The sequence below is a fragment of the Micromonospora sp. NPDC048947 genome, from assembly GCF_040649495.1.
Taxonomy (GTDB): domain Bacteria; phylum Actinomycetota; class Actinomycetes; order Mycobacteriales; family Micromonosporaceae; genus Micromonospora; species Micromonospora alfalfae.
In genome coordinates, this window is the sequence record NZ_JBEZFO010000016.1 from 12612 (window position 1) to 32850 (window position 20239).

The window sequence follows — 20239 nt, forward strand, 5'->3', positions numbered from 1 at the left end:
AGCCGAGGCTCTGGTCGGCTCCTTTGGAGTTGAATCGTTGACGACATCACCCCGAGCCCGCCCCAGCCCCAGCCTGCCCCAGCCCAGCCCAGCCCACCCCAGCCCACCCGGACCAGCCCAGCCCAGCCGCCGGACTCTCTGGCAGAGGCAGCCAAACCAGCCGGGCTGAATCGTTTGCGACATCAGCTCCAAAGGCAGCGCGCGAAGAACTTCTCCGCCGGCAGACCTCGCCGCCGGTCAGACCTTGAGCAGCACCTTCGTACAGTCGTCCTGCTTCTTCTGGAAGATCTTGTAGCCCTTCGGCGCGTCCCGCAGCGGCATCCGGTGGCTGACGATGAAGCTCGGGTCGATCTCGCCGCGCTGGATGCGCTCCAGTAGCGGCCGGGTGTAGCGCTGGACGTGGCACTGACCGGTCCGCATGACCAGCGAGCGGTTCATGAACGCGCCCATCGGGAACTTGTCGACGAAGCCGCCGTACGCGCCGACGACCGAGACCACCCCGCCGGAGCGGCAGGCGAGGATCGCCTGTCGCAGCGCGAACGGTCGTTCCGTCTCCACCCGCGCGGCCTGCTTGGCCCGGTCGTAGGCGTACATGGCGGCGTTGCCGTGGTGGCCCTCCATGCCCACCGCGTCGATGCACGCGTCGGGGCCCCGGCCGGCGGTCATCTCGTTGAGGGCGTCCAGCACGTCGGTTTCCTCGTAGTTGATCGTCTCGGCGTCGATGTGCTCCTCGGCCAGCCGCAGCCGGTACGGGAACCGGTCGATGACGATCACCCGCTCCGCGCCGAGCAGCCGGGCGCTGGCCGCAGCGAGCAGCCCGACCGGCCCGGCCCCCCAGACGGCGATCACCTGCCCGGGTTTGATGTCGCACATCTCGGCGCCCATGTAGCCGGTCGGGAACACGTCGGCCAGCATCACCGCCTGGTCGTCGCTGATCTCGTCGGGCACCTTGACCGGACCGACGTCGGCGAACGGCACCCGGGCGTACTCGGCCTGGCCACCGGCGTAGCCGCCGAGCAGGTGCGAATAGCCGAAGATACCGGCCGGCGAGTGCCCCATGATCTTCTCGGCGATGCCGGCGTTCGGGTTGGAGTTCTCGCAGACCGAGTAGAGGCCACGCTGGCAGGACGAGCAGTGCCCGCAGGCGATCGGGAAGGGCACCACCACCCGGTCGCCGGGGGCGAGGTTGCGGACCTGCGGGCCCACCTCCACCACCTCGCCCATGAACTCGTGGCCGAGGATGTCGCCCTTGCGCATCGCGGGGATGTAGCCGTGGTAGAGGTGCAGGTCGGAGCCGCAGATCGCGGTGGTGCTGATCCGGACGATCGCGTCCCGGGAGTTCATGATCTTCGGGTCGGGTACGTCGATGACCTTGACGCTGTCGGCGCCCATCCAGGCGGTGGCCTTCATTCTCGGTCCCTTTCGGAGAGCTCGGGCGGTCAGCGGCGGGACGCCGGCAGCGGCTGGGCGGGTCGCTGCATGGCCTGTTGGCGTACGGAGATGCCGTTGGGACTGCCCTCGGAGCGGACGACCTCGCCGGTCTCCAGCACCTGCTTGAAACGGCGCAGGTCGTCACGGACCTGCTGCTCGGGTTCCTCGCCGAAGAGCTTCGCCACCGCTCGGCCGAGCCCGCCGGCCGGTGGCGCGTAGCGCAGCTCCACCCGCACCTCGGTCCCCCGGTCGCCGGGCGCGGGCACGAACCGGACCCGGCCGGCGTTGGGCACTCGGGTCCCCGGCAGCGACCGCCAGGTGATTGACTTGTTCGGCTGGTCGTCGATGATCTCGGCGTCCCACTCGACGCGGTGCCCGGCCGGGCCACTGGCGATCCAGTGCGAACGGCGCAGGTCGTCGGCGCGGACGGACTCCAGGTGCGCCATGAACCGGGGCAGGTTCTCCATGTCCCGCCAGAACCGGTACGCCTCGGCGGGCGACCGGTTCACAGTCACCGCGATCTGCATCCTGATCAGCCGGGCGCGGGCCCGTCCAGCCCGCCCGACGCGTACGGCGGCGAGCACGTCGACAGCGGTGATGCCGGCGATGGCGAGCGTGGTCAGCGCGACTCGGCGGCGGCGTTCGCCGCTGCGGTCGGCGAGGGCCCGCCCGAGCACTGTGAGGTCCATGGCGTCGCCGGCCACCCGGCTCCAGGCCCAGCTGGCCGGACGACGACCGCTGAGCAGGCCGGCGGCGCTGCCCAACTCCCGTAGGCCGATGGCCGGAAGCACGGACCGCGCGGCCGGGGAGTCGTCCACCCCGGTCAGTCGCGCGACGGGTCCGGGCGCGACCAGCGCGCCCACTCCCAGGGCCAGGCTCAGCAGGCCGAGCGCGCTCGGCAGCGTCGCCGGCACCGGCCGGTCCAGCTCCGGCAGGAGCACAGTGTCGACACGACTCATGTCCGGTCCCTTCCGATGGGCGTCGCCGACGGCGGGCCGGCGGAGCGGCGGTGCCGTCACCGAGACGCTATGCCGCATCTGTGAGATGTGCGCATGGTTCGCGGCAGAATGTCCGCTGTTGGCACACGGTGGCGGAGTACGCGGCGGAGCGCCGTGAAGTGCAGGTGTTTCTTTTGCCGCTTCCAGGACAGTAGGCTCAATCCGCATACCTACCGCGATGCGCTCCGGAAATTCCTCGCATTTCTCCGAAGCGCCGGGATCAGCAGATCCGGGGCGCCGATCGGGTGGGCCAATCTGGACGACAGGAGGATTTATGAAGCCGGAAGACCGCCTGCGGGACCCGAACCTCGACGGCATTCAGAAGGTGGGCGCTGCCATCGTGCGCGACGGCAAGGTTCTGGTGGTCCGAAAGAAGGATCAGCCCTCTGCGGAGTACTACATGCCGGGCGGCCGCATGGAAGAAGGCGAAACTCAGCGTGAGACTTTGTTCCGGGAGGTCCGCGAGGAACTCTGCGTTGACATCGATTACTTTGAGTACGTAGGCTCGTTCGAAGATCGGGCGGTGTTCGAAGGAACGCCGATCGTCATCCACGCCTATCTCGTGACAGTCGTCGGCGTGCCCACTGCGGCCAACGAGGTCAGGGAGTACGCGTGGATCGATCAGCATCACGAGCGGCAGGGTCTCGAGGTCAGCTCGATCATGGCGAAGCAGGTGATTCCTGCTCTGGTGAAGGCAGGCCGCCTGTAGTCAACATGCGGAGGTGGGAGTGGAGCACACTCGTCCCGGTGTCGATCGAGCCAAGCTCGAGCAGGCGCAACGGCTGATCGCGGAGGCCTTCGGTGAAGATTCACCGGAGGCTCTGGAATTCTCCGCCAGCCGTTTCGCGCGGTGGCAGGAGGCGGCGCTGTCCGCACCGCGAACCGCATACGAGGCGGACAATGTCCGCCTCTTCGCCGCGCCGGAGACCAACCACGTCGGGCTGGTGACGATCAAGGCCACCGCCTACTCCGCCTGCGAACATCACTACGCGCCGGCATGGCTCAAGGCAACGATCGGTTACGTTCCGGGCGACAACTTCGTCGGATACTCGAAGATCGTAAAAATGTTTCGGAATTTCGCCTGCCGCTACACCATGGATGAGCGCCTCTGCAATGACTTCCTCAATGAGTTCATCGCCCGTGTCTCACCTCGAGGAGTGGGCCTTGTGCTGCGCGGCAAGCACTTCTGCGTGATCTCGCGCGGCGGGCTCGAGAGCGACTTTCCCACTGTTTCGGCGATGTGGGGCGCCGTCAGGGACGACGAGCAGATCAGGAGGGAGTTCTATCAGCACTGCTTCAGTTCCTGGGAGACCGGCTCCTGATCAGTTGCCCTTTCACGGGAGGTAACGCAGGACATAGGTGCCTACCCCGCCCACTGCGCACAGCCGCATGCCGTCCGGGTGCCACGCCACCCAGGAGAGGGGACCACCAACCCGCAGGGCGCACACGCACGTCCCGGTCTTCACCTCCCAGAGCCGGATGGTCTGATCGTTGCTCACCGTCGCCAGCAGTGAGCCGTCCGGCGAGAACGCACACCGGTCCGCCCAACTCGTGTGACCGCTCAGCGCGGCGTACAGCGTGTGGTCGGTGGTCCGCCAGAGTCGGACCGTCCGGTCGCCGCTGACCGTCGCGAGGAGGCTGCCGTCGGGTGAGAAGGCACAGCTGTGAACGCCGCCGGTGTGACCCGTGATGGTCGCGGTGCGGCCGTCCCTCGGCCGCCACAGCCGCACCGCGCCCACTGCCGTCCCCGCCGCCATCCAGGAGCCGTCCGGCGAGAACGCGCAGCTACGGAAGCCGCTCGCGGCGTCGTCGAACCGTGCGCGCGGCTGGGCATCCAGCGCGGACCACAGCCGGACGGACCGGTCGGCGCTCGCCGTGGCCAGCAGGGTGCCGTCCGGCGAGAACATGCAACTACGAACCCAATCGGTGTGACCGGTGAGCGTTGCGTACTCGCTGCCTTCGCCGACGTTCCAGAGCCGCACGTCGCCCTTGCTTGTCGTCGCCAGCAGCCGACCGTCCGGCGAAAACGCGCAACTGATCGCTCGGCTGTCGTGACCGCGCAACACCCCGGTCCGGTGCCCGGTCTCGACGTCGCGCAGCAACACCGCGCCGCTGTAGTCCGTCGTCGCTACGATGCGACCATCTGGCGAGAAGGCGCAGCTGTTTACCTTGCTCGGCCCGCCAGCCAGCACCCGCAGGGTTGCCCTGTCGCTCGTACGCCAAATCCGTGCGGTCTGGTCGTTGCTCGCCGTCGCGAGCATCGTGCCGTCCGGTGAGAACGCACACGCCCACACCGCGCCGGTGTGCCCGCCAAGGACCGTCGGTTCCGGGCCGACGGCTGGACGCCACACCTGGACCATCCCGTAACTGGTCCCGGCGACCTGGGCGTCGTCTGGGGAGAACGCGCAGCTGTCGATCTCGTCACCGCGCCCATGCAGGACCGCGGCCTGCTGCCAGTCCGACGTACGCCACAGCCGGACGAGGCCAGTTGTAGCCGCGGCCAGGAGGCTCCCGTCGTGGGCGAACGCACAATCCCAGACTGGACCGCCCTGATGCGCCAGTACCGCGACGGTGGTTCCGGTGGCACTCCGCCAGACGCGCACGGTTCCGTCGTTGCTGGCAGAGGCCAGCAGGCGTCCGTCCGGGCTGAAGGCGCAGTTACGTACCTCGGCTGTGTGTCCGTGCAGCGTGGCCAGCGGCCGCCAGTCGGCGGCGCCCCAGAGCCGTACCGTCTTGTCGGCGCTCGTGCTCGCCAATAGCGTGCCGTCCGGCGAGAAGGCGCAACTACGGACCCAGTCCGTGTGACCGTAAAGCACCGCTACCGTCTCTCCGGTGGTCACGTTCCAGACTCGTACCGTCCGGTCTGTGCTCGCGGTGGCGAGCAGTGCGGTGTTCGGCGAGAACGCGCAGTCCCAGATCCCTCCCGCGTGTCCCAGGAGCACGTTCTGCTGACTTCCGTCGGCGACCCGCCAGATCCGGACGGTCCCGTCGTCGCTGACCGTAACCAGTAGGGATTGGTCGGAGGAGAAGACGCAGCCGGTGACCCCGCCGCTGTGGCCGGTCTGCGTCGACTGGTCCTCGAACGCGTCGGGCAGCGGCCATGCCGGCTCGAGTCGGGGGCGTGCTAGTCCGGCCCGATAAGGCTCCAGCAGTTCCTCAAGCCCGGTGACCTGGTGGAGTCTGCTGGCTAGCGTGGCGCCCAGCGCGGCTGGCGGCTCGATCGGTCCGAGCAGCGCCGCGGCGCGCCCGAGGTGCCGCTCCAGCAGCTTGGCGACAGGTTGGTCGGTCAGGTCAAGGTCCGCCTGGACGGCTGCCACCGAGCCGAAGCGGCGGGTCTTTTCCTCCACCCAGCGCAGGTCCGTGACGACCCGCAACAGATCGGCCGTCCGGCCGGCGCGATGCAGATGGTAGGGAAGGTAGCGCCAGAGGTAGCGTGCGCCGTCGGGCAGTAGCCACCACGGTGTCACCCCCTCCTCCGCATGCAGTTCGTGGGCGGCCGCGTCGACCAGGCGGCCGTGGGCCACCGACCACTCCCCCGCGCTGCGTCTGCTTTGCAGGAAGGCCCGCATGATGTCGTGCAGGACGAGGCGAGCCTCCGGCGCGTCGAGCCGGTAGTCCGCGACCAGCCCCAGCCCGACCAGGTCCTCGCAGAGCTGATGGACCCGTTTGCCGTCCCACAGGGCCTCCAGCACGGACACGGGAATCTCGACGTCCTCCGGGAACATGCCGAGGTCGAGGTACCGCTGCTGGTCCTCCGCCGTGAGCATCCGAAGGCTCGCGCCGACAGTCGCGCTCACCGCCTGGCTGCGATCGGCGGAGCGCGCCGGATCGAAGGTTGCCGGCCCGTCCCGAAGAAGTTGGTCGATGATGTCACGCGCCGCATCGGGCGGCGACTGCTTGCGCCGCACACGTCGTCGCAGGACACCGTTGATGAGGTTCAGCAGTACCGGCCAGCGTCCGGCGAGGGTGGCGAGGCGCTCGGCGAGATCGGTGGGCACGTTCGGCACACCGTGGACGACCAGGGTGCGGGCCTGCCGCAGAGACATCGCATCCACCACGATGCGGACTGCGCCGGCCGGCAGCAGGTCGGGTACGCGGGTGGTGACGAGGCGGGTGGTACGGCGTCCGCCGAACCGGAACGGCCGAAGCTGGGCGTCGTCCCACACGTCGTCGACGATCAGCAGAATCGGTGGCTGTTCGTCCAGTAGCCTGCCGAGTTCCGCACCGGCGGCTTCCGGATCGGCCAGGGTCGACCGCTCGCCGGTCAGCGCGAAGATCAGGTCATTGACACGTACCGCCAGATCGGCTCCCTCGACCTCCTGGCCAATGACTGTCCACAGCAGGCCGCCGGGGTAACGTTCGTTGATCTCGGGTCGATGGCACACCCAGGTAGCGAGCCTGGTCTTGCCGAACCCGCCGGCACCCTGCAACTCGGTCGTCAGGGCCACCTCGGTCGGTCTCGCCTCGGTCAGGGTGCGGAGTAGCTCGGTTCCCACGTCCGGTCGCTCGATCATGCGGTCGAGGGGTGGTGCCATCCATGGTCGGCGACGCGGAGGCGCCGGCTCGTCATCTCGCAGCCGTCTGGTCTGACGTTGGCCGACGACCGTCAGGACGAGCCCAACCACCGTCGCTGGCAACGCCAGGATGTTCGCCCAGCCGGCGGCGTCGGTGAGATTGCCGTCGGTCAGCGCCCAGAACGGCAGCGCGACGCACAGAACCGCCAGGGCGAACGCGATTGTGCTGGTTCCCAGTCGGGTCAGCCAGGACCGACCGGTACGCGGGGTGGGTCGCCCCGTGGGCGCTGCCCTGAACAGACCAAGCCGCACGCGGATCTCCTAGAACCTGCGCAGTGCCTGCGTGGCGGCGATCGTCGCCTGCTGGAGGGTCCACGCAGGCAGATCGCCCGAGATGATTCCGGCGGCGAACATCCCACACGCCGCGTCACCGGCGCCGGAGGTGTTGACGATCTCCTCGATCGGCAGGGAGATGGCTGGCATCTCGGTTCGATGCCCGTCCCAGGTGGCCACCATGCCGTCGGCGCCCCTGGTCACCAGCGCGTACGGGACGCTGGCCGCGACGCGGTCCAGCAGGCGGTGGATTCGATCATCGCCGGGGCCCAGGTCCGGGTAGAGGGCTTCGTACTCCTGAATGTTGCCGCACAGGCCGACCAGACAGCCGTCGTCGATATAGCGGCGCACCTGCTGGGCCCGGTCGCCGCCGGTCAGGATGGTGTGGTTTCCCAACGACAGAAGAACGGCGTGGCGCTTCGAGGTGATCATCCGGTCGACGTACCGGCCGAATGGATGCGGACCAAGGTTGTAGACATCGGCCAGCACGAGCGTCGGAGCCAGCCCGCCCAGGTCGAAGTCGCCGAGTTCGTCGGCGACTCCGGGAAACATGGCCAGGGTGCGATCCACCTGGGCGTGACTGCTCAACACGAAGACCACCGGGTTGTCACCGACGACGGGGACGGCGTGGTGCGCGATCCCGATCGCCTCGATTGCGGCGCGGAAGAACTGCGACAACGGATCCCACGCGTCGCCCCGAACCCCCACCGTGGACACGAATGTGCGCCGCAGACCATCGCGGGGTGGGATCACCGACAGCGCATTGGCTACCGTGGAGCCGGGTCGGATGACGACGTCCGAGGGCAGGTCCGTCTCGGTGTGCAGCAGGACGTGACTGGCGTCTGCGCCAACTATCACAGTGAGAAGCGCTCGGGCGACGTCCGCGTCGATGCGGCGCCATTCGCCAGGTCTCCGTCCGATGAGGCTGAGGCAGTGCTGCCACGTGTCGGCAGGTAGCCTCGCCACGACGTCGACGATGCTCGGGGCCAGGCCGACGATGTGCTGACCTACCCCGACTCCTTCGGGTGGCGAGGCCATTAGTGGCGAGGACATTACCGGATTGGCCGGCGGCATTGGCGGATCACCATCTGCTGAACTCTAGGCGCTGTGGCCCGGATGGCGAGAAACGGTCAGAGACCCGACAGTGGTTCCACACAATGGCATTGACCGTTTTGGATCAGTTGAATGCCGTTATCGTCGGCCCAACCCGCCACGCCGCCGGAAGGACATCCCTATGACCCGCGCTCTGCTGCGCCAGCTGACCGCCACCATCGCCGTCGTACTGCTCGTCGGGGAGGCCGCCGCGCCGGCTGCCGCGCGTACCCCCGGGTCGCCCGCGCCCGGCGGTGTCCGCACCGTGGTCCGCGACGCGACGACCGGCGCACCGGTCCCCCGGGCCTGCGCCGCGCTCGTCCCGGTGGACGCCGCGGCGTTGGCGGCGGTCACGCTCGGCGAGGACCAGCTCGGACGGTACGGGGGTTGCGCCGACGAGCAGGGAGTCCTGGTGACCGGGGACGTCGCCCCGGGGAGGTACCGGCTGCTGGTGCGCCCCTACGACACGACGGTGCACGGCTGGCAGTGGGTGGGCCGGCACGGTGGCACCGGTGAGCGTGAGCGGGCCCGGGTGGTCCAGGTACGCGCCGGTGCGGTGACCGGCGTGCCGGACATCCGGCTCGACCCGCCCGGCACCGTGGTCGGAGTGGTGACCGACGCGGCGACGGGCGCCCCGGTTCCGCGCGCCCGGGTCATGGTGGTGCCGTACGTGCCGGATCCGAAGTACGGCGACCACGGCCCGACCACCGACGACGACGGCCGCTACACGATCACCGGGCTCGGCCCGTACCACTGGCCCGTGCAGTTTGCCGCCGCCGGCCTGGCGACGGTGTGGTCCGGTGGGGTGGGCAGTCGGCAGCAGGCGCGGCCGGTGCGGGTCCGCAGCCACCAGACGGTGACCCTGAATCAGGCGCTACCCGCCGGGACGCCGCTCAGCGGGGCGGTACGGGTCGACGAGCTGCTCACCTACGCCCAGGTGATCGCGTTCGACCCGGCCACCGGGGACCTGGCCGGCGTCGCGGACGTGGGCAGCGGTTACGCCCTGCGCCTGCTCCCCGGGCAGCGGGTGAAGCTGCGCTGCGACTGCGCGTACACCCCGCCGGTCTGGCACCGCGACGCCGCCGGCTTCGACGCCGCGACCCCGGTGCGGGTCGGGCGGGCGCCGGTCGTGGTGGACTTCGACCTCGGCTGACCCGAATTCTGGCCGGCCACCGGAACCTTCTCCCGGGCCCGTTGGTGGGAATGGTGGAGAAGGGGGGTGACGGTGTCCGACGGCGATCCGATCTCCGAGCTCTACGCCAGCTGTTTCCGACGCCTGGTGGTCCAGCTGTACGCGGTGACCGGCGACCTGACCGAGGCGCAGGAGGCGGTCCAGGAGGCGTTCACCCGTGCGCTGGTGTCGCCAGGGCGGTTCGCCGGGCTGGAGAACCCGGAGGCCTGGTTGCGTCGGGTCGCCGTGAACTGGGCCCGCAGCCGGTACCGCCGCCGTCGGATGCTGGACGGCCTGCTGCGCCGGATCGGCCCGCCGCCGGCCGTCGCCGACCACTCCCCCGAGCACCTCGCCCTGCTCGCCGCGCTGCGCGTGCTACCCGAGGGGCAGCGACACGCGCTGGCCCTGCACTACCTCGTCGACCTGCCGGTGGACGAGGTCGCCGCCACGCTGGGCGTGTCGTCCGGGACGGTGAAGTCCCGGTTGTCACGGGGCAGGGTGGCCCTGGCGGCGCTGCTCGCCGACGCTACGGAAACCGGGAGGATCGATGTCCGGTCGTGAGTTTTCCGGATTCGACGTGGACACCGTCACCGAGGCCGTGTCACCGCCGCCCCTCGACGAGCTGCGCAGCACCGCCCGGTCCCGTCGGCACCGGTCGGTCGCGATGGTGGCGACCGCGCTGGTCGTACTGGCCGGGCTGGCGGTCGTACCGCTGGTGGTCGAGCCGGACCGGGCCGCGCCGGCCGACCCGCCGACACCGTCAGGTGCGCAGTTCAGCGATTTCACGCTGACCGGGCCCGACTCCGGAGTCGACGTGCGGCAGGACGGCTGCGTCCTGCGCTTCTCGTACACCGGCGACGGTGGCCGCAGTTGGTCGGACTGGGACGCGGCGCGCTTCGAGGGCACCAGATGCGCGGCCGGCACCGCGGCCGGGACGCCGGGCAGCGGCACTCACTTCTCCGTCCTCGGTGAGCGGTCCTACCTGGTCACCGACTCGGGGCTGCCCCACCTCTCCACTGACTACGGCCGCACCTGGCGGGACGCGGGTTCCGCGATCGTCGCCGTACCCACGTTTCCGGCGACGGCCCGACCGGTCCTCTGCGGATTCGGCTGCGCGCCGGTGTCGGAGCCGCTGGCGGTGGACCCGTCGAGTGGAACTGTGTACCGCCTCACCGCCAGGGCGCCCACGCAGCGTCCGCTGTTCAGCCTCTACCCGGCGGCGGACGGCAGCCTCTGGGCCACGTACCGGATGTCGAGCGCCCAGGGATCAACCGTCGCGCGCAGCGCCGACCGAGGCGCGACCTGGACCACCTGGGAGGTGGGCGACGGCGGGGACGTGATCGCAGCCGTCGGGCTCGACGACCGGAACGGGTACGCGCTGACCGAACCGTCGACGGCGGGCGGCGGGATGCGGCTGCTGCGGACCACGAACGGCGCGAAGACCTGGACGGACACCGGCGCCGAGCTGCCCGCGCAGGCGCACTACGACCTCACGGTGGGCTCGGACCGGTCCCTGCTGGCGATCACGCCCGGTACGGGCACCGAACCCGACCGTCGCGCACGGCTGCTGGTCAGCCGGGACGACGGGCGGCACTTCACTGTCGCCCGGGAGTACGGCCGGCTCGTCGGTGCGGTCAGTGTCGCGCCCGGCTACGCGTGGCTCTTCGGGCGTGACGACGGGTCGACGGGCGAGCCGGACCACGTCCTCGTCACCACGGACGCGACCACCTGGACCCGCTTCTCGCTCGCACCCTGAACAGGGGGCCGCCCGGCGTTAGGAGTGCGCGGCAGCGGGTAGCCGGCATCCGCTCTTACCAGCGCCCGAGGAGGTGGGATGTCGGCGACCAGCGCCTTCTTCGAGCGGTTGACGGTCGCTGGCCAGGATCCACGGTTCAGCAAGGTCTGTGGCAGCGTGCGATTCGACATCCGCGACGACGACAACCTGGAGCAGTGGCTGCTGGAGATCGATCATGGCCGGATGCGGGTGACCCGAAGCGGTGCCCCCGCTACCACTGTGATCCAGGTGTCCGCGCAGCTCGCTGAGGCGATGGCGCGGGGCGAGGTGAACGGGCTGGCGGCGATCACCCGGGGCGAGATCATGGTCGACGGTGACCTCGCCCTGGCGTTGCGCATCGGGCGGCTGTTCCCGCGAGAGCCCGGGCCGCTTCAGCGCGAGGATCGTGACAGTGGGACGTGACCGATGAGGGACATCGCGGGCACTGCGGCGTGCATCGACGGGAACACCTTCATGGTGTCCGACGCCAGCGGCGACGTCGAGTCGTCCCCGAGCACCCCGGTCGGCCTCTTCGCCGCTGACACGCGCTTCCTGTCCCGCTGGCGGCTCACAGTCAACGGCGAGTGCATGACCGCGTTGTCGGTGGACGACAGCCAGTACTTCGAGGTCACGTTCTTCGTGGTGCCTGGCGCGGCGGTGGACTACGTGGAGGCCGACGTGTCGGCCATTCGGCGCAGGCGCATCGGTCCGGACCTCACCGAGTCGCTGACGATCTTCAATTACGGCGAGCGGGACATGACGCTCGACGTGCGTCTGGAGGTGGCCGCCGACTTCGCCGACATCTTCGAGATCAAGTTCGACGTCGGTGAAAAGAGCGGCGCGCACTACACGCACGTCGGCCAGAACGAGTTGCGCCTGGGCTACCGGCGCGGCACCTACCGACGTGAGGTCGTCGTCTCGGCCAGCGAGCCCGCCGAGTTCGACCCGGGGGGCCTCCGGTTCACCGTCCGGCTGCGCCCCGGCCAGCAGTGGTCGACGCGGTTGCAGGCGGTCATGCTGGCGCTGCGTCCGGACGGCGTCGACCTGCGCTCCGCCCTGCGGGCCCTACGGCCGGACGACTCCACACTGCCCACCAGCGTGCGGGCCTGGGTCGCGGCGGCCCCGACCCTGGACACCGACAACGCAGCCCTTCAGCAGGTCTACCACCGCAGCCTGGTGGACCTGGCGGCGCTGCGCTTCGCCCCGCTCTCGCTTGGCGGCGCCAGCGTGCCCGCAGCCGGCCTGCCCTGGTTCATGACCCTGTTCGGTCGCGACAGCCTGCTGACCTGCCTGCAAACCCTGCCGGTCACCCCGTCACTGACCCCACCGACACTGCGGATCCTCGCGTCGCTCCAGGGCGCCCGGACCGACGACGTGTTGGAGGAGGACCCGGGCCGGATCCTGCACGAGCTGCGCTACGGGGAGTCGGCCGCGTTCGAGGAGCAGCCACACTCCCCCTACTACGGCACTGTGGACGCCTCGCCGCTGTTCGTGGTGCTGCTCGACGAGTACGAGCGGTGGAGCGGCGACACAGCGCTGGTGAGGGAGTTGGAGCAGGAGGCCCGCGCGGCCCTGGCCTGGATCGACAGGTATGCGGATCTGAACTCCACCGGCTACATCTGGTACCAGCGACGCAACCGCGCCACCGGCCTGGACAACCAGTGCTGGAAGGACTCCTGGGACAGCATCTCCTACGCCGACGGCCGGCTGCCGGGCTTCCCGAGGGCCACCTGCGAGACCCAGGGGTACGCCTACGACGCGAAGATGCGGGGGGCACGACTGGCCCGTACGTTCTGGGGTGACCCTGCCTTCGCCGATCGGCTGGAGAGCGAGGCGGCGGCCCTGTACGACAGGTTCAACCGGGACTTCTGGCTTGAGGACCGCGGCTTCTACGCCCTCGCGCTCGACCACGACGGCACCCCCGTGGACAGCCTGTCGTCCAACATCGGGCACCTGTTGTGGAGCGGCATCGTGCCACCGGAGCGGGCGCCGCGGGTGGTCGAACACCTGATGGGGCCGGCGCTCTTCTCCGGTTGGGGGGTGCGGACGTTCGCCGAGGGGCAGCGCCGCTACAACCCGCTCGGCTACCACAACGGCACGGTCTGGCCGTTCGACAACTCGTTCATCGCCTGGGGTCTGCGCCGCTACGGGTTCGGCAACGAGGCGGCCCGCATCGCCGAGGGCATCCTCTCCGCCGCCACCTACTTCGAGGGTCGGCTACCCGAGGCGTTCGGCGGGTTCGACCGCGACACCACCAGGTTTCCGATCCGCTACCCGACCGCCGGCAGTCCGCAGGCGTGGTCCAGCGGAGCCTGCATGCTGCTGATCCGCACCATGCTCGGTATCAACCCGCACGATGACCACCTGGCCGTGGACCCGGCGCTGCCCGCCACCTTCGGGCGGATCGCGCTCCTGGACATCACCGGCCGTTGGGGCAAGCGCGACGCGTTCGCCCGCCAACGCCCCGACCAGCGCTGACGGCACGGTCAGACGACGGCGGGCCCGGTGGCCCGGAAGGTGCGCCGGTACGCGTCCGGGGGCACGCCGACGGTGCGGTGGAAGTGTCGACGCAGCGTCGCGGCGGTGCCCATGCCGGCCGCCTGGGCGATGGCGTCGATGCTGTCGTCGGTCTGCTCCAGCAACTCCTGGGCGCGGCGGATCCGCTGGGTCGACAGCCACAGCAGTGGAGTGGTGCCGGTGGCCGACCGGAAGTGGCGGGCCAGGTTGCGGGAGCTCATGTTCGCCTGCCGGGCCAGGTCCTCGACGGTCAACGGCCGGTCCAGGCGGGCCAGCACCCAGGGGAACAGGGTGGCCAGCGGGTGGTCGTCACGGGCGGGCACCGGGGTGGTGAGGTACTGGGCCTGACCGCCGGCGCGGTGCGGTGGCACGACCAGGCGGCGGGCGACGGCGTTGGCGACGGTCGAGCCGTGGTCGCGGCGGATCAGGTGCAGACACAGGTCGATCGCGGCGGCCTTGCCGGCGGAGGCGAGCACGGTGCCGTTGTCGACGTAGAGCACGTCCGGATCGACCCGCACCCGGGGATGGCGGGCGGCCAGCGCCTCGGTGTGGGCCCAGTGCGTGGTGGCCCGCAGCCCGTCGAGCACCCCGGCGGCGGCCAGCACGAACGCGCCGGTGCACAGCGAGACCATCCGGGCACCCGCCCGGTGGGCCGCGCGGACGGCGTCGAGCAGATCGGGGGGCACGTCCGCGTCGACGTCCTCGACCGACGGGACGATCACGGTGTCGGCTCGGGCGAGGCGGTCCAAGCCGTCGTCGGGCGCCACCAGGAAGCGGCCGACCCGGACCGGGCCGGGGCCGCAGATCGCCACGTCGTACCAGGGGTCGGCCAGGCCGGAGGGGTCGTGGGCGAAGACCTCGCAGGCCAGGGCCAGCTCGAAGTGCAGCATCCCGTCGGTGGCGGCGATCGCGACAAGGGCCATGTCCGAAACTGTACGGGAGTTGGCGTTCCCGACACTGGTCGGCCGCCGACCGCTGCGCGAGGCTGGTCCCAGTCGATCTTTCGAGGGGGCATCCATGGGTTACCACGTGGCGGTGTTCGGGGCGTACGGGCACACCGGACGGTTTGTGATGGCGGAGCTGCGCGAGCGCGGGTTCGGTGCGCTGCCGGTGGGGCGCGACGCACGCAGGCTGGAGGCGTTCGGGGGCGACTACCGGGTGGCGTCGGCCGACGATCCGGCCGCGCTCGACGTGGCGCTGACCGGCGTGGACGCGGTCATCAACTGCGCCGGCCCGTTCGCGTCGACGGCCGCAGGTGTGATCGAGGCCGCGCTGCGCGCCGGGATCCCGTACGTGGACGTGGCGGCCGAGATCGAGGCCAACGTCGACACGTTCACGCACTTCACCGAGCGCGCCCGGGCGGCGGGTGTCGCGGTGGTCCCGGCGATGGCCTTCTTCGGCGGGCTCGGTGATCTGCTCGCGACGACGGCGATGGGCGACTGGACGTCGGCCGACGAGGCGCACGTCGCGTACGGACTGAGCAGCTGGCGCCCGACGGCCGGGACGGTCGCCGCGGGCGTCGTCTCCCGCGAGCGCCGCGCCGGCCGGCGGGTCCGCTACACCGGGGGCCGGTTGGAGTACCACTCCGGCGGGGAGCTGCCGAGGGTGGACTGGGCCTTCCCCGCGCCGCTGGGCCGGCGCACCGTCCTCGGGGAGTTCACCATGGCCGACGTCGTCACCATCCCCCGTCACCTGGATATCCCCGAGGTCCGCACCTACATGACCGTCGACGCCACCACCGACCTCGCCGCCGCGGCGGCGCCGGTCGCGGTCGACGAGCTGGGCCGGTCAGCGCAGACGTTCACTGTCGACGTCGTCGTGCGTCGCGGCGACGTGCGCCGACGCGTCGTGGCCACTGGTCGGGACATCTACGCCGTCAGCGCGCCCCTGGCCGTGGAGGCGGTTCGGCGCGTCCTCGATGGTCGGACGAGGACCAGCGGCGTCGCCTCCGCCGGCGAGATGTTCGACGCTCCTGATTTCCTGCGCGCGCTGTCGCCGGCCATCCGCGTCGAACCGGTCAGCGACTGAGGCCGACAATTCAGCCGTAATTCGGTACTGAAACGGACGGCCCCCATGCTCAGGCGTGGGGGCCGTCCGTCATCACACCCGACCTGATCGGGCCGCGACGGTCAGAGAACCATGCTGACGCCGTGCGTCTTGCACGCGGTGCTGATCTCCTTGCCGGCCTTCTCGAAGACCGGGTTGTCGGCGGCGGTCGCCGGGTCCGCCGCGGCCGCTGCCTTGGCCGCCTCGGCGGCGAACGTCCGCAGGGCGTCGGCCAACTTACCGTCGCCGGTCGAGGCGACGGTGGTCACCTTCTGCTCCAGCCCAGCCAGGATCTTCTTGAAGTCCGCCGCCGACGCGTCGCCAGTCGTGGCGACCTTGACCATCTCGGTCCTCATCTCGTCGCTGGCCTTCTTCACCGCCTCGCAGAGCTGCTTGTCGGTCGCCGCGCCGGCGGCGGGTGGCGAGGCCGGCGTGGCGGCAGCGGAGGTGGCCACGGCGGATGGGGCGGCGGACGTCGGTGCGGACGTGGTGGGTGCGGCGGTCGTCGCCTTGTCACCGTCGCCGCAGGCGGCGAGGGACGTCGAGACGGCAAGGATCAACATGGCGGAGGCAAGACGGGAAGATTTCACGGACGCGGACGATAGCCGATGTTCAAACGATGATCAATTGCGCGCCACCGATCGCTGGAACAGCGGCCACCTATGTGGACCGTGGGCTGGTAGGAAGAGGCATGTTGCCTCACCTCAGGGAGATGATCGTGGCACGTTCCTACCTGTCCCGCCGTTCGCTGCTGACCGCCGGTGGTGCCGCCGCCGTGGCGCTCGGCGGGGCCCTAGCCAGCCCGTCCGCAGGCTCCGCTGCCCCAGCCGACAACCCCGTCGACACGCCGACCGAGGCGCTGCGTCGGCTACAGGCCGGCAATCGGCGGTTCACCTCCGGCCACGGCCGGCACCCGCACCAGGGCCTGACCGACCTGCACCGGCTCGCCTCCGGCCAGCACCCGTTCGCCATCACGGTCGGCTGCGCGGATTCCCGGGTGGCTCCCGAGGTGCTCTTCGACCAGGGGTTGGGTGACCTGTTCGACAACCGGGTGGCCGGCAACATCGTCGATGACCTGCTGCTCGGCAGCGTCGAGTTCGCGGTGGAGGAGTTCGGCAGCCTGCTGATCGTCGTCCTCGGCCACGAGCGCTGCGGCGCGATCACCGCCACCATCGATGCCATCCACACCGGCGGTACGGCGCCCGGGCACATCGGCACCATCGTGGATGCCCTGCGCCCGGTCGTCGAGCCGGTGCTGGAGCAGCCCGGCGACCCCGTGGAGAACGGGGTCCGGGCCAACATCGCCGCCCAGGTGCGGGCGCTCAGCGCACGCAGCACGATCATCGCCGAGAAGGTGCACGAGGGTGCGCTGCGGGTGGTGGGTGCCCGCTACGACCTGGACAACGGGCGGGTTTCCCTGGTGGCCTGAGGCCGTCACCCGATGCTGGACCACCCGGACGGCGACGCTGGTCGGTCATCCACTGCCGCCGATCAGCGCCGCCGCTCGCGTCGCGGCCGACGGGTACGGCGGTAGTAGGACCAACCGGCCAGCGGCAACGCGACCGCCCAGGCCAGCAGGAGCGGGAGACCGATCAGGACGCCGGTCGGGGTGAAGATGTCGTCCGCGCTGGACTCCCCCAGGTCTGCGGCGAACTGCCAGGGCAGAGTCGCCGAGTACCCGATCATCAGGGCGGATCCCAGCACCGTCGGCGTCAGGGGCATCCACTGTGGCACCCGACGTCCGCGCAGCCACGGCACCCACCGGGGGAAGACCAGGCCCCAGTCCTGAATGAGCCCCAGCGCCAGAACGCCGCCGAGCCCGGCGAGGACGCACAGGAGGCCCAGGTAGAACGCGCCGGCCGGCAGGCCCAGGAAGCCGTCGACCGGGTGATCCCCGACCCCGGGTCCGCGACCGTGGTACCACTCGCGGAACGGGTCGGGATTGGCGAACAGCGGAATGCCGAGGAGGGACATCGCCTCCCCCGCCGCGGGGATGGCGTCTTTTCGTCACGACGGTCCGTGTGACGAAAGCACTTCACGCCAGCGGGCCGCGCTCCGGAGGCTGGACACCATGAATGTGACAGGGCTCGACCGACCCGGCGACGGCCACCGACAGCCCTCGCCCGGGGACACCCTCGCCCGCATCGCTGTCGTGGACGCACTGCGCGGAAGCGCGCTGCTGCTCATCCTGCTGGTGAACATCGCGTTCTTCAGCTCCGGCTACGACTTCCACCTGGTGGACGATCCGGCGCACGGCCCCGTCGACCTGCTGATCGTCGGCGCGGTGGAGTTGTTGTTCGCGATGAAGGCGTACCTGCTGTTCGCCTTTCTGTTCGGCTACAGCTTCACCCTGCAACTCGACTCCGCTGCTCGGCGCGCAGTGGCGTTCCGCCCGGCGTTCCTGCGCCGACTCTCCGGGCTGTTCGTGCTCGGCGTGCTGCACGCGGTGCTGCTGTTCCACGGCGACATCCTCACCACGTACGCGCTGCTCGGTCTCGTGCTGCTCGCGGTCCGGCGGATCGAGCCCCGCACCGCGCTCGTCGTGGCGGCGTCCATCATCGGCGGCATCGCCGTCGTGGTCGGGATCGCCGCGGTCCTCGGCGTCACGCTGGTGCCGGACGAGGCCTCCGCACTCAGTGCCGGTGCGCGTTCGACGCTGGCGCTGGGCGGCGACCTCGGCGATGTCGTCCTGGAGCACCTGCGGTCGATGCCGGCGATGATCGGTGGTCTCGCCGTGCAGGGGCCGCTGGCGTTCGCGGCGTTCCTCGTCGGCCTCGCCGCCGGCAAGCACAAGCTGCTCGCCACAGTGCCCGCCCACCAGGACCTGCTGCGCCGATGCGAACGGGTGGGGTACCCGGTCGGTCTGGCCGGCGCCGTCGTGTTCGCAGTCGGTGGTTCCACGGCGAACCTGACCGGACTGATGGTCAGCATCGTCACCGCGCCGTTCCTGGCCGCCGCCTATGCCGCGACCCTGCTGCGCCTGTTCACCCGGCGGCCGCGCCTCGCGGACGCGTTCGCGCCGGCTGGGCGGATGGCCCTGACGAACTACCTGGCCCAGTCGCTCGTGTGTGTGCTCGTCTTCACCGGTGTCGGGTGGGGCCTGGTCGGCCGCACCTCGCCGGCGCAGACACTGCTGATCGCGCTGATGATCTTCGCGGTGCAGCTGGTGGTCAGCTCGTGGTGGCTGCGACGGTTCCGGTACGGCCCCGTTGAATGGGCGCTGCGCGCCTGGACCCACCGGGCGCGCCGCCCCAACTAGGGTGCTGACATGGTCGATCGGCGCCAGGTGATGAACTTCCGGGTCCGGGCCCAGCAGCTGGACCGGGACGAGGGCACACTCGCCGACACCGCCGTCCTGGACCTCGGGGTGCAGAACACCGGTCCGGACGGCGCGCGCTGGGCGCTGGCAGTACGCGGGGTCGACGTGACAGCGTTGTCCGACGCCGATCTGGTCCTGCTGTGGACGGTGCGGGGCGCTCCCCACCTTTACCGCCGGGCCGACGTTGCGAAGGTGGCGGCCGCTGTCGAACCCTTCTCCGAGGCCGACGCGGGCAAGCGCATCTACGATGCCGCGAAACCGTTGAAGGCCGCTGGCATCGACACTCTCGCGGCCCTGGACGAGATCGCCGACCGGATGCGGGCCATCGTCAGGACGCCGACGGTCAAGGGGGACGTGTCCGGCCGCCTGGCCACCATGCTGCCCGAACCGTATCTGCGGTTCTGCCGGCCGTGCGACGCCACGCACCTGTTCGAGATGCCGTTCCGGCTCGCCGCCGTGCGGGCCGGGTTGGAGTTGCAGCTCGACACCTCACCCCCGGTCCTGCGGCGCATCACCGGGTTCAGGAAGGCAGCCGTCGCGGGTGACCGCTTCGACCTCATCCGCGGGTATCTTCGCCTGCTCGGTCCGGCCACCCCGAAACAGGTCGCCGACTACCTCGACGCCCCGGTGAAGGACGTGAAGGCGCGCTGGCCCGACGACGTGATCGAGGTGACGGTCGACCGCGAGGTGCGCTCGCTGCTGGCCGCCGACGAGGAGGCGCTGGAGTCCGCCGACGGCACTGGCACCCGACTGCTCGGCCCGTTCGATCTGTTCCTGCAGGCCAAGGACCGGGCAACGTTGGTGCCGGACGCCGCCCACGTCAAGGAGCTGTGGCCGGTGTTGGGTCGCCCCGGCGCCGTCCTGGTCGACGGCGAGCTGGTCGGCACCTGGCGGCCCCGCAAGTCCGGCAGGACGTTCACTGTCGCCGTCGAGCCGTGGCACCGACTGTCGGACGCGACGCGTAAAGCCATCACCGCGCAGGCCGAACGCCTCGCCGCGTATCGCTCCGTCTCCCTCAGCGGCGTCGACTTCGGCAGCTAGTTT

The 20239-nt window shown here is 70.4% G+C and carries 18 protein-coding genes; 11 read left to right on the plus strand and 7 right to left on the minus strand.

The genetic code is table 11. The features are described 5' to 3' along the window. Positions 1-237: 237 nt before the first annotated feature. Both AB0B98_RS22240 and AB0B98_RS22245 read right to left on the minus strand, forming a co-directional pair. Positions 238-1410, minus strand: a complete 1173-nt coding sequence (locus AB0B98_RS22240; RefSeq protein WP_357364941.1) for a zinc-dependent alcohol dehydrogenase — start codon at positions 1408-1410, stop codon at positions 238-240. A 29-nt stretch (positions 1411-1439) separates the two neighbouring features. Further along, on the minus strand, positions 1440-2390 hold the full coding sequence (locus AB0B98_RS22245; protein WP_357364943.1) for an SRPBCC family protein: 951 nt from the start codon (positions 2388-2390) through the stop codon (positions 1440-1442). Positions 2391-2703: 313 nt separating this feature from the next. Here AB0B98_RS22245 and AB0B98_RS22250 point away from each other — a divergent pair, with 313 nt between their 5' ends. Continuing rightward, positions 2704-3138, plus strand: a complete 435-nt coding sequence (locus AB0B98_RS22250; protein ID WP_357271554.1) for an NUDIX domain-containing protein — start codon at positions 2704-2706, stop codon at positions 3136-3138. A 13-nt stretch (positions 3139-3151) separates the two neighbouring features. Continuing rightward, the gene (locus AB0B98_RS22255; protein WP_357271551.1) at positions 3152-3751 is read left to right on the plus strand and encodes a GTP cyclohydrolase I; all 600 of its coding nucleotides are present in this window, start codon (positions 3152-3154) and stop codon (positions 3749-3751) included. 12 nt (positions 3752-3763) lie between these two features. Here the strand turns inward: AB0B98_RS22255 and AB0B98_RS22260 are convergent, their stop codons facing one another. Together AB0B98_RS22260 and AB0B98_RS22265 are read right to left on the minus strand one after the other, a co-directional pair. Further along, positions 3764-7255, minus strand: a complete 3492-nt coding sequence (locus tag AB0B98_RS22260) for an NB-ARC domain-containing protein (protein ID WP_357364945.1) — start codon at positions 7253-7255, stop codon at positions 3764-3766. Positions 7256-7264: 9 nt separating this feature from the next. Further along, positions 7265-8350, minus strand: a complete 1086-nt coding sequence (locus AB0B98_RS22265; protein ID WP_357364947.1) for a carbohydrate kinase family protein — start codon at positions 8348-8350, stop codon at positions 7265-7267. A 160-nt stretch (positions 8351-8510) separates the two neighbouring features. On the opposite strand from AB0B98_RS22265, the gene AB0B98_RS22270 reads away from it, so the two are divergent. From AB0B98_RS22270 to AB0B98_RS22290, 5 genes are all read left to right on the plus strand, one after another. Continuing rightward, positions 8511-9521: a carboxypeptidase-like regulatory domain-containing protein gene (locus AB0B98_RS22270; protein WP_357364949.1), complete on the plus strand. Its 1011-nt coding sequence runs from the start codon at positions 8511-8513 to the stop codon at positions 9519-9521. Positions 9522-9587: 66 nt separating this feature from the next. Continuing rightward, positions 9588-10100 carry a sigma-70 family RNA polymerase sigma factor gene (locus AB0B98_RS22275; RefSeq protein WP_357364951.1) on the plus strand — a complete coding sequence of 171 codons (513 nt, stop codon included), beginning with the start codon at positions 9588-9590 and terminating at the stop codon, positions 10098-10100. Further along, a complete protein-coding gene (locus AB0B98_RS22280; RefSeq protein ID WP_357364953.1) occupies positions 10087-11295 on the plus strand; it encodes a hypothetical protein in 1209 nt (402 codons plus the stop codon). Before AB0B98_RS22275 ends, AB0B98_RS22280 begins: the two co-directional genes overlap by 14 nt. A 78-nt stretch (positions 11296-11373) precedes the next feature. Next, positions 11374-11736, plus strand: a complete 363-nt coding sequence (locus AB0B98_RS22285; RefSeq protein WP_357364955.1) for an SCP2 sterol-binding domain-containing protein — start codon at positions 11374-11376, stop codon at positions 11734-11736. A gap of 3 nt (positions 11737-11739) precedes the next feature. Next, positions 11740-13791 carry a glycogen debranching N-terminal domain-containing protein gene (locus AB0B98_RS22290; protein WP_357364957.1) on the plus strand — a complete coding sequence of 684 codons (2052 nt, stop codon included), beginning with the start codon at positions 11740-11742 and terminating at the stop codon, positions 13789-13791. An 8-nt stretch (positions 13792-13799) separates the two neighbouring features. On the opposite strand, the gene AB0B98_RS22295 is transcribed toward AB0B98_RS22290, so the two are convergent. After that, complete coding sequence (locus tag AB0B98_RS22295; RefSeq protein WP_357364959.1) at positions 13800-14753, minus strand: helix-turn-helix domain-containing protein; 954 nt, start codon at positions 14751-14753, stop codon at positions 13800-13802. Between the two features lie 94 nt (positions 14754-14847). Between AB0B98_RS22295 and AB0B98_RS22300 the strand changes: the two genes are divergently transcribed. Beyond that, on the plus strand, positions 14848-15858 hold the full coding sequence (locus AB0B98_RS22300; protein ID WP_357364961.1) for a saccharopine dehydrogenase NADP-binding domain-containing protein: 1011 nt from the start codon (positions 14848-14850) through the stop codon (positions 15856-15858). Between the two features lie 101 nt (positions 15859-15959). Here the strand turns inward: AB0B98_RS22300 and AB0B98_RS22305 are convergent, their stop codons facing one another. Next, a complete protein-coding gene (locus AB0B98_RS22305; protein WP_357364963.1) occupies positions 15960-16466 on the minus strand; it encodes a hypothetical protein in 507 nt (168 codons plus the stop codon). Between the two features lie 122 nt (positions 16467-16588). Between AB0B98_RS22305 and AB0B98_RS22310 the strand changes: the two genes are divergently transcribed. Further along, positions 16589-17305 carry a carbonic anhydrase gene (locus tag AB0B98_RS22310; protein WP_357364965.1) on the plus strand — a complete coding sequence of 239 codons (717 nt, stop codon included), beginning with the start codon at positions 16589-16591 and terminating at the stop codon, positions 17303-17305. A gap of 62 nt (positions 17306-17367) precedes the next feature. Here the strand turns inward: AB0B98_RS22310 and AB0B98_RS22315 are convergent, their stop codons facing one another. Further along, positions 17368-17850, minus strand: a complete 483-nt coding sequence (locus AB0B98_RS22315) for a hypothetical protein (RefSeq protein WP_357364967.1) — start codon at positions 17848-17850, stop codon at positions 17368-17370. A gap of 97 nt (positions 17851-17947) precedes the next feature. Between AB0B98_RS22315 and AB0B98_RS22320 the strand changes: the two genes are divergently transcribed. Both AB0B98_RS22320 and AB0B98_RS22325 read left to right on the plus strand, forming a co-directional pair. Continuing rightward, a complete protein-coding gene (locus AB0B98_RS22320) occupies positions 17948-19135 on the plus strand; it encodes a DUF418 domain-containing protein (protein ID WP_357364969.1) in 1188 nt (395 codons plus the stop codon). 9 nt (positions 19136-19144) lie between these two features. Continuing rightward, positions 19145-20236 (plus strand): winged helix DNA-binding domain-containing protein, encoded by a 1092-nt coding sequence (locus AB0B98_RS22325; protein WP_357364971.1) that lies wholly within the window; start codon positions 19145-19147, stop codon positions 20234-20236. Positions 20237-20239: the final 3 nt, after the last annotated feature.

Excerpts from the sequence above, each read along its gene's own strand:
- AB0B98_RS22270 (WP_357364949.1), top strand. The coding sequence starts at position 8,511 with ATGACCCGCGCTCTGCTGCGCCAGCTGACCGCCACCATCGCCGTCGTA.
- AB0B98_RS22300 (WP_357364961.1), top strand. The coding sequence starts at position 14,848 with ATGGGTTACCACGTGGCGGTGTTCGGGGCGTACGGGCACACCGGACGG.
- AB0B98_RS22280 (WP_357364953.1), top strand. The coding sequence starts at position 10,087 with ATGTCCGGTCGTGAGTTTTCCGGATTCGACGTGGACACCGTCACCGAG.
- AB0B98_RS22290 (WP_357364957.1), top strand. The coding sequence starts at position 11,740 with ATGAGGGACATCGCGGGCACTGCGGCGTGCATCGACGGGAACACCTTC.
- AB0B98_RS22315 (WP_357364967.1), bottom strand. The coding sequence starts at position 17,850 with ATGTCCCTCCTCGGCATTCCGCTGTTCGCCAATCCCGACCCGTTCCGC.
- AB0B98_RS22320 (WP_357364969.1), top strand. The coding sequence starts at position 17,948 with ATGAATGTGACAGGGCTCGACCGACCCGGCGACGGCCACCGACAGCCC.
- AB0B98_RS22325 (WP_357364971.1), top strand. The coding sequence starts at position 19,145 with ATGGTCGATCGGCGCCAGGTGATGAACTTCCGGGTCCGGGCCCAGCAG.
- AB0B98_RS22295 (WP_357364959.1), bottom strand. The coding sequence starts at position 14,753 with ATGGCCCTTGTCGCGATCGCCGCCACCGACGGGATGCTGCACTTCGAG.
- AB0B98_RS22240 (WP_357364941.1), bottom strand. The coding sequence starts at position 1,410 with ATGAAGGCCACCGCCTGGATGGGCGCCGACAGCGTCAAGGTCATCGAC.
- AB0B98_RS22265 (WP_357364947.1), bottom strand. The coding sequence starts at position 8,350 with ATGCCGCCGGCCAATCCGGTAATGTCCTCGCCACTAATGGCCTCGCCA.
- AB0B98_RS22245 (WP_357364943.1), bottom strand. The coding sequence starts at position 2,390 with ATGAGTCGTGTCGACACTGTGCTCCTGCCGGAGCTGGACCGGCCGGTG.
- AB0B98_RS22310 (WP_357364965.1), top strand. The coding sequence starts at position 16,589 with ATGATCGTGGCACGTTCCTACCTGTCCCGCCGTTCGCTGCTGACCGCC.
- AB0B98_RS22285 (WP_357364955.1), top strand. The coding sequence starts at position 11,374 with ATGTCGGCGACCAGCGCCTTCTTCGAGCGGTTGACGGTCGCTGGCCAG.
- AB0B98_RS22250 (WP_357271554.1), top strand. The coding sequence starts at position 2,704 with ATGAAGCCGGAAGACCGCCTGCGGGACCCGAACCTCGACGGCATTCAG.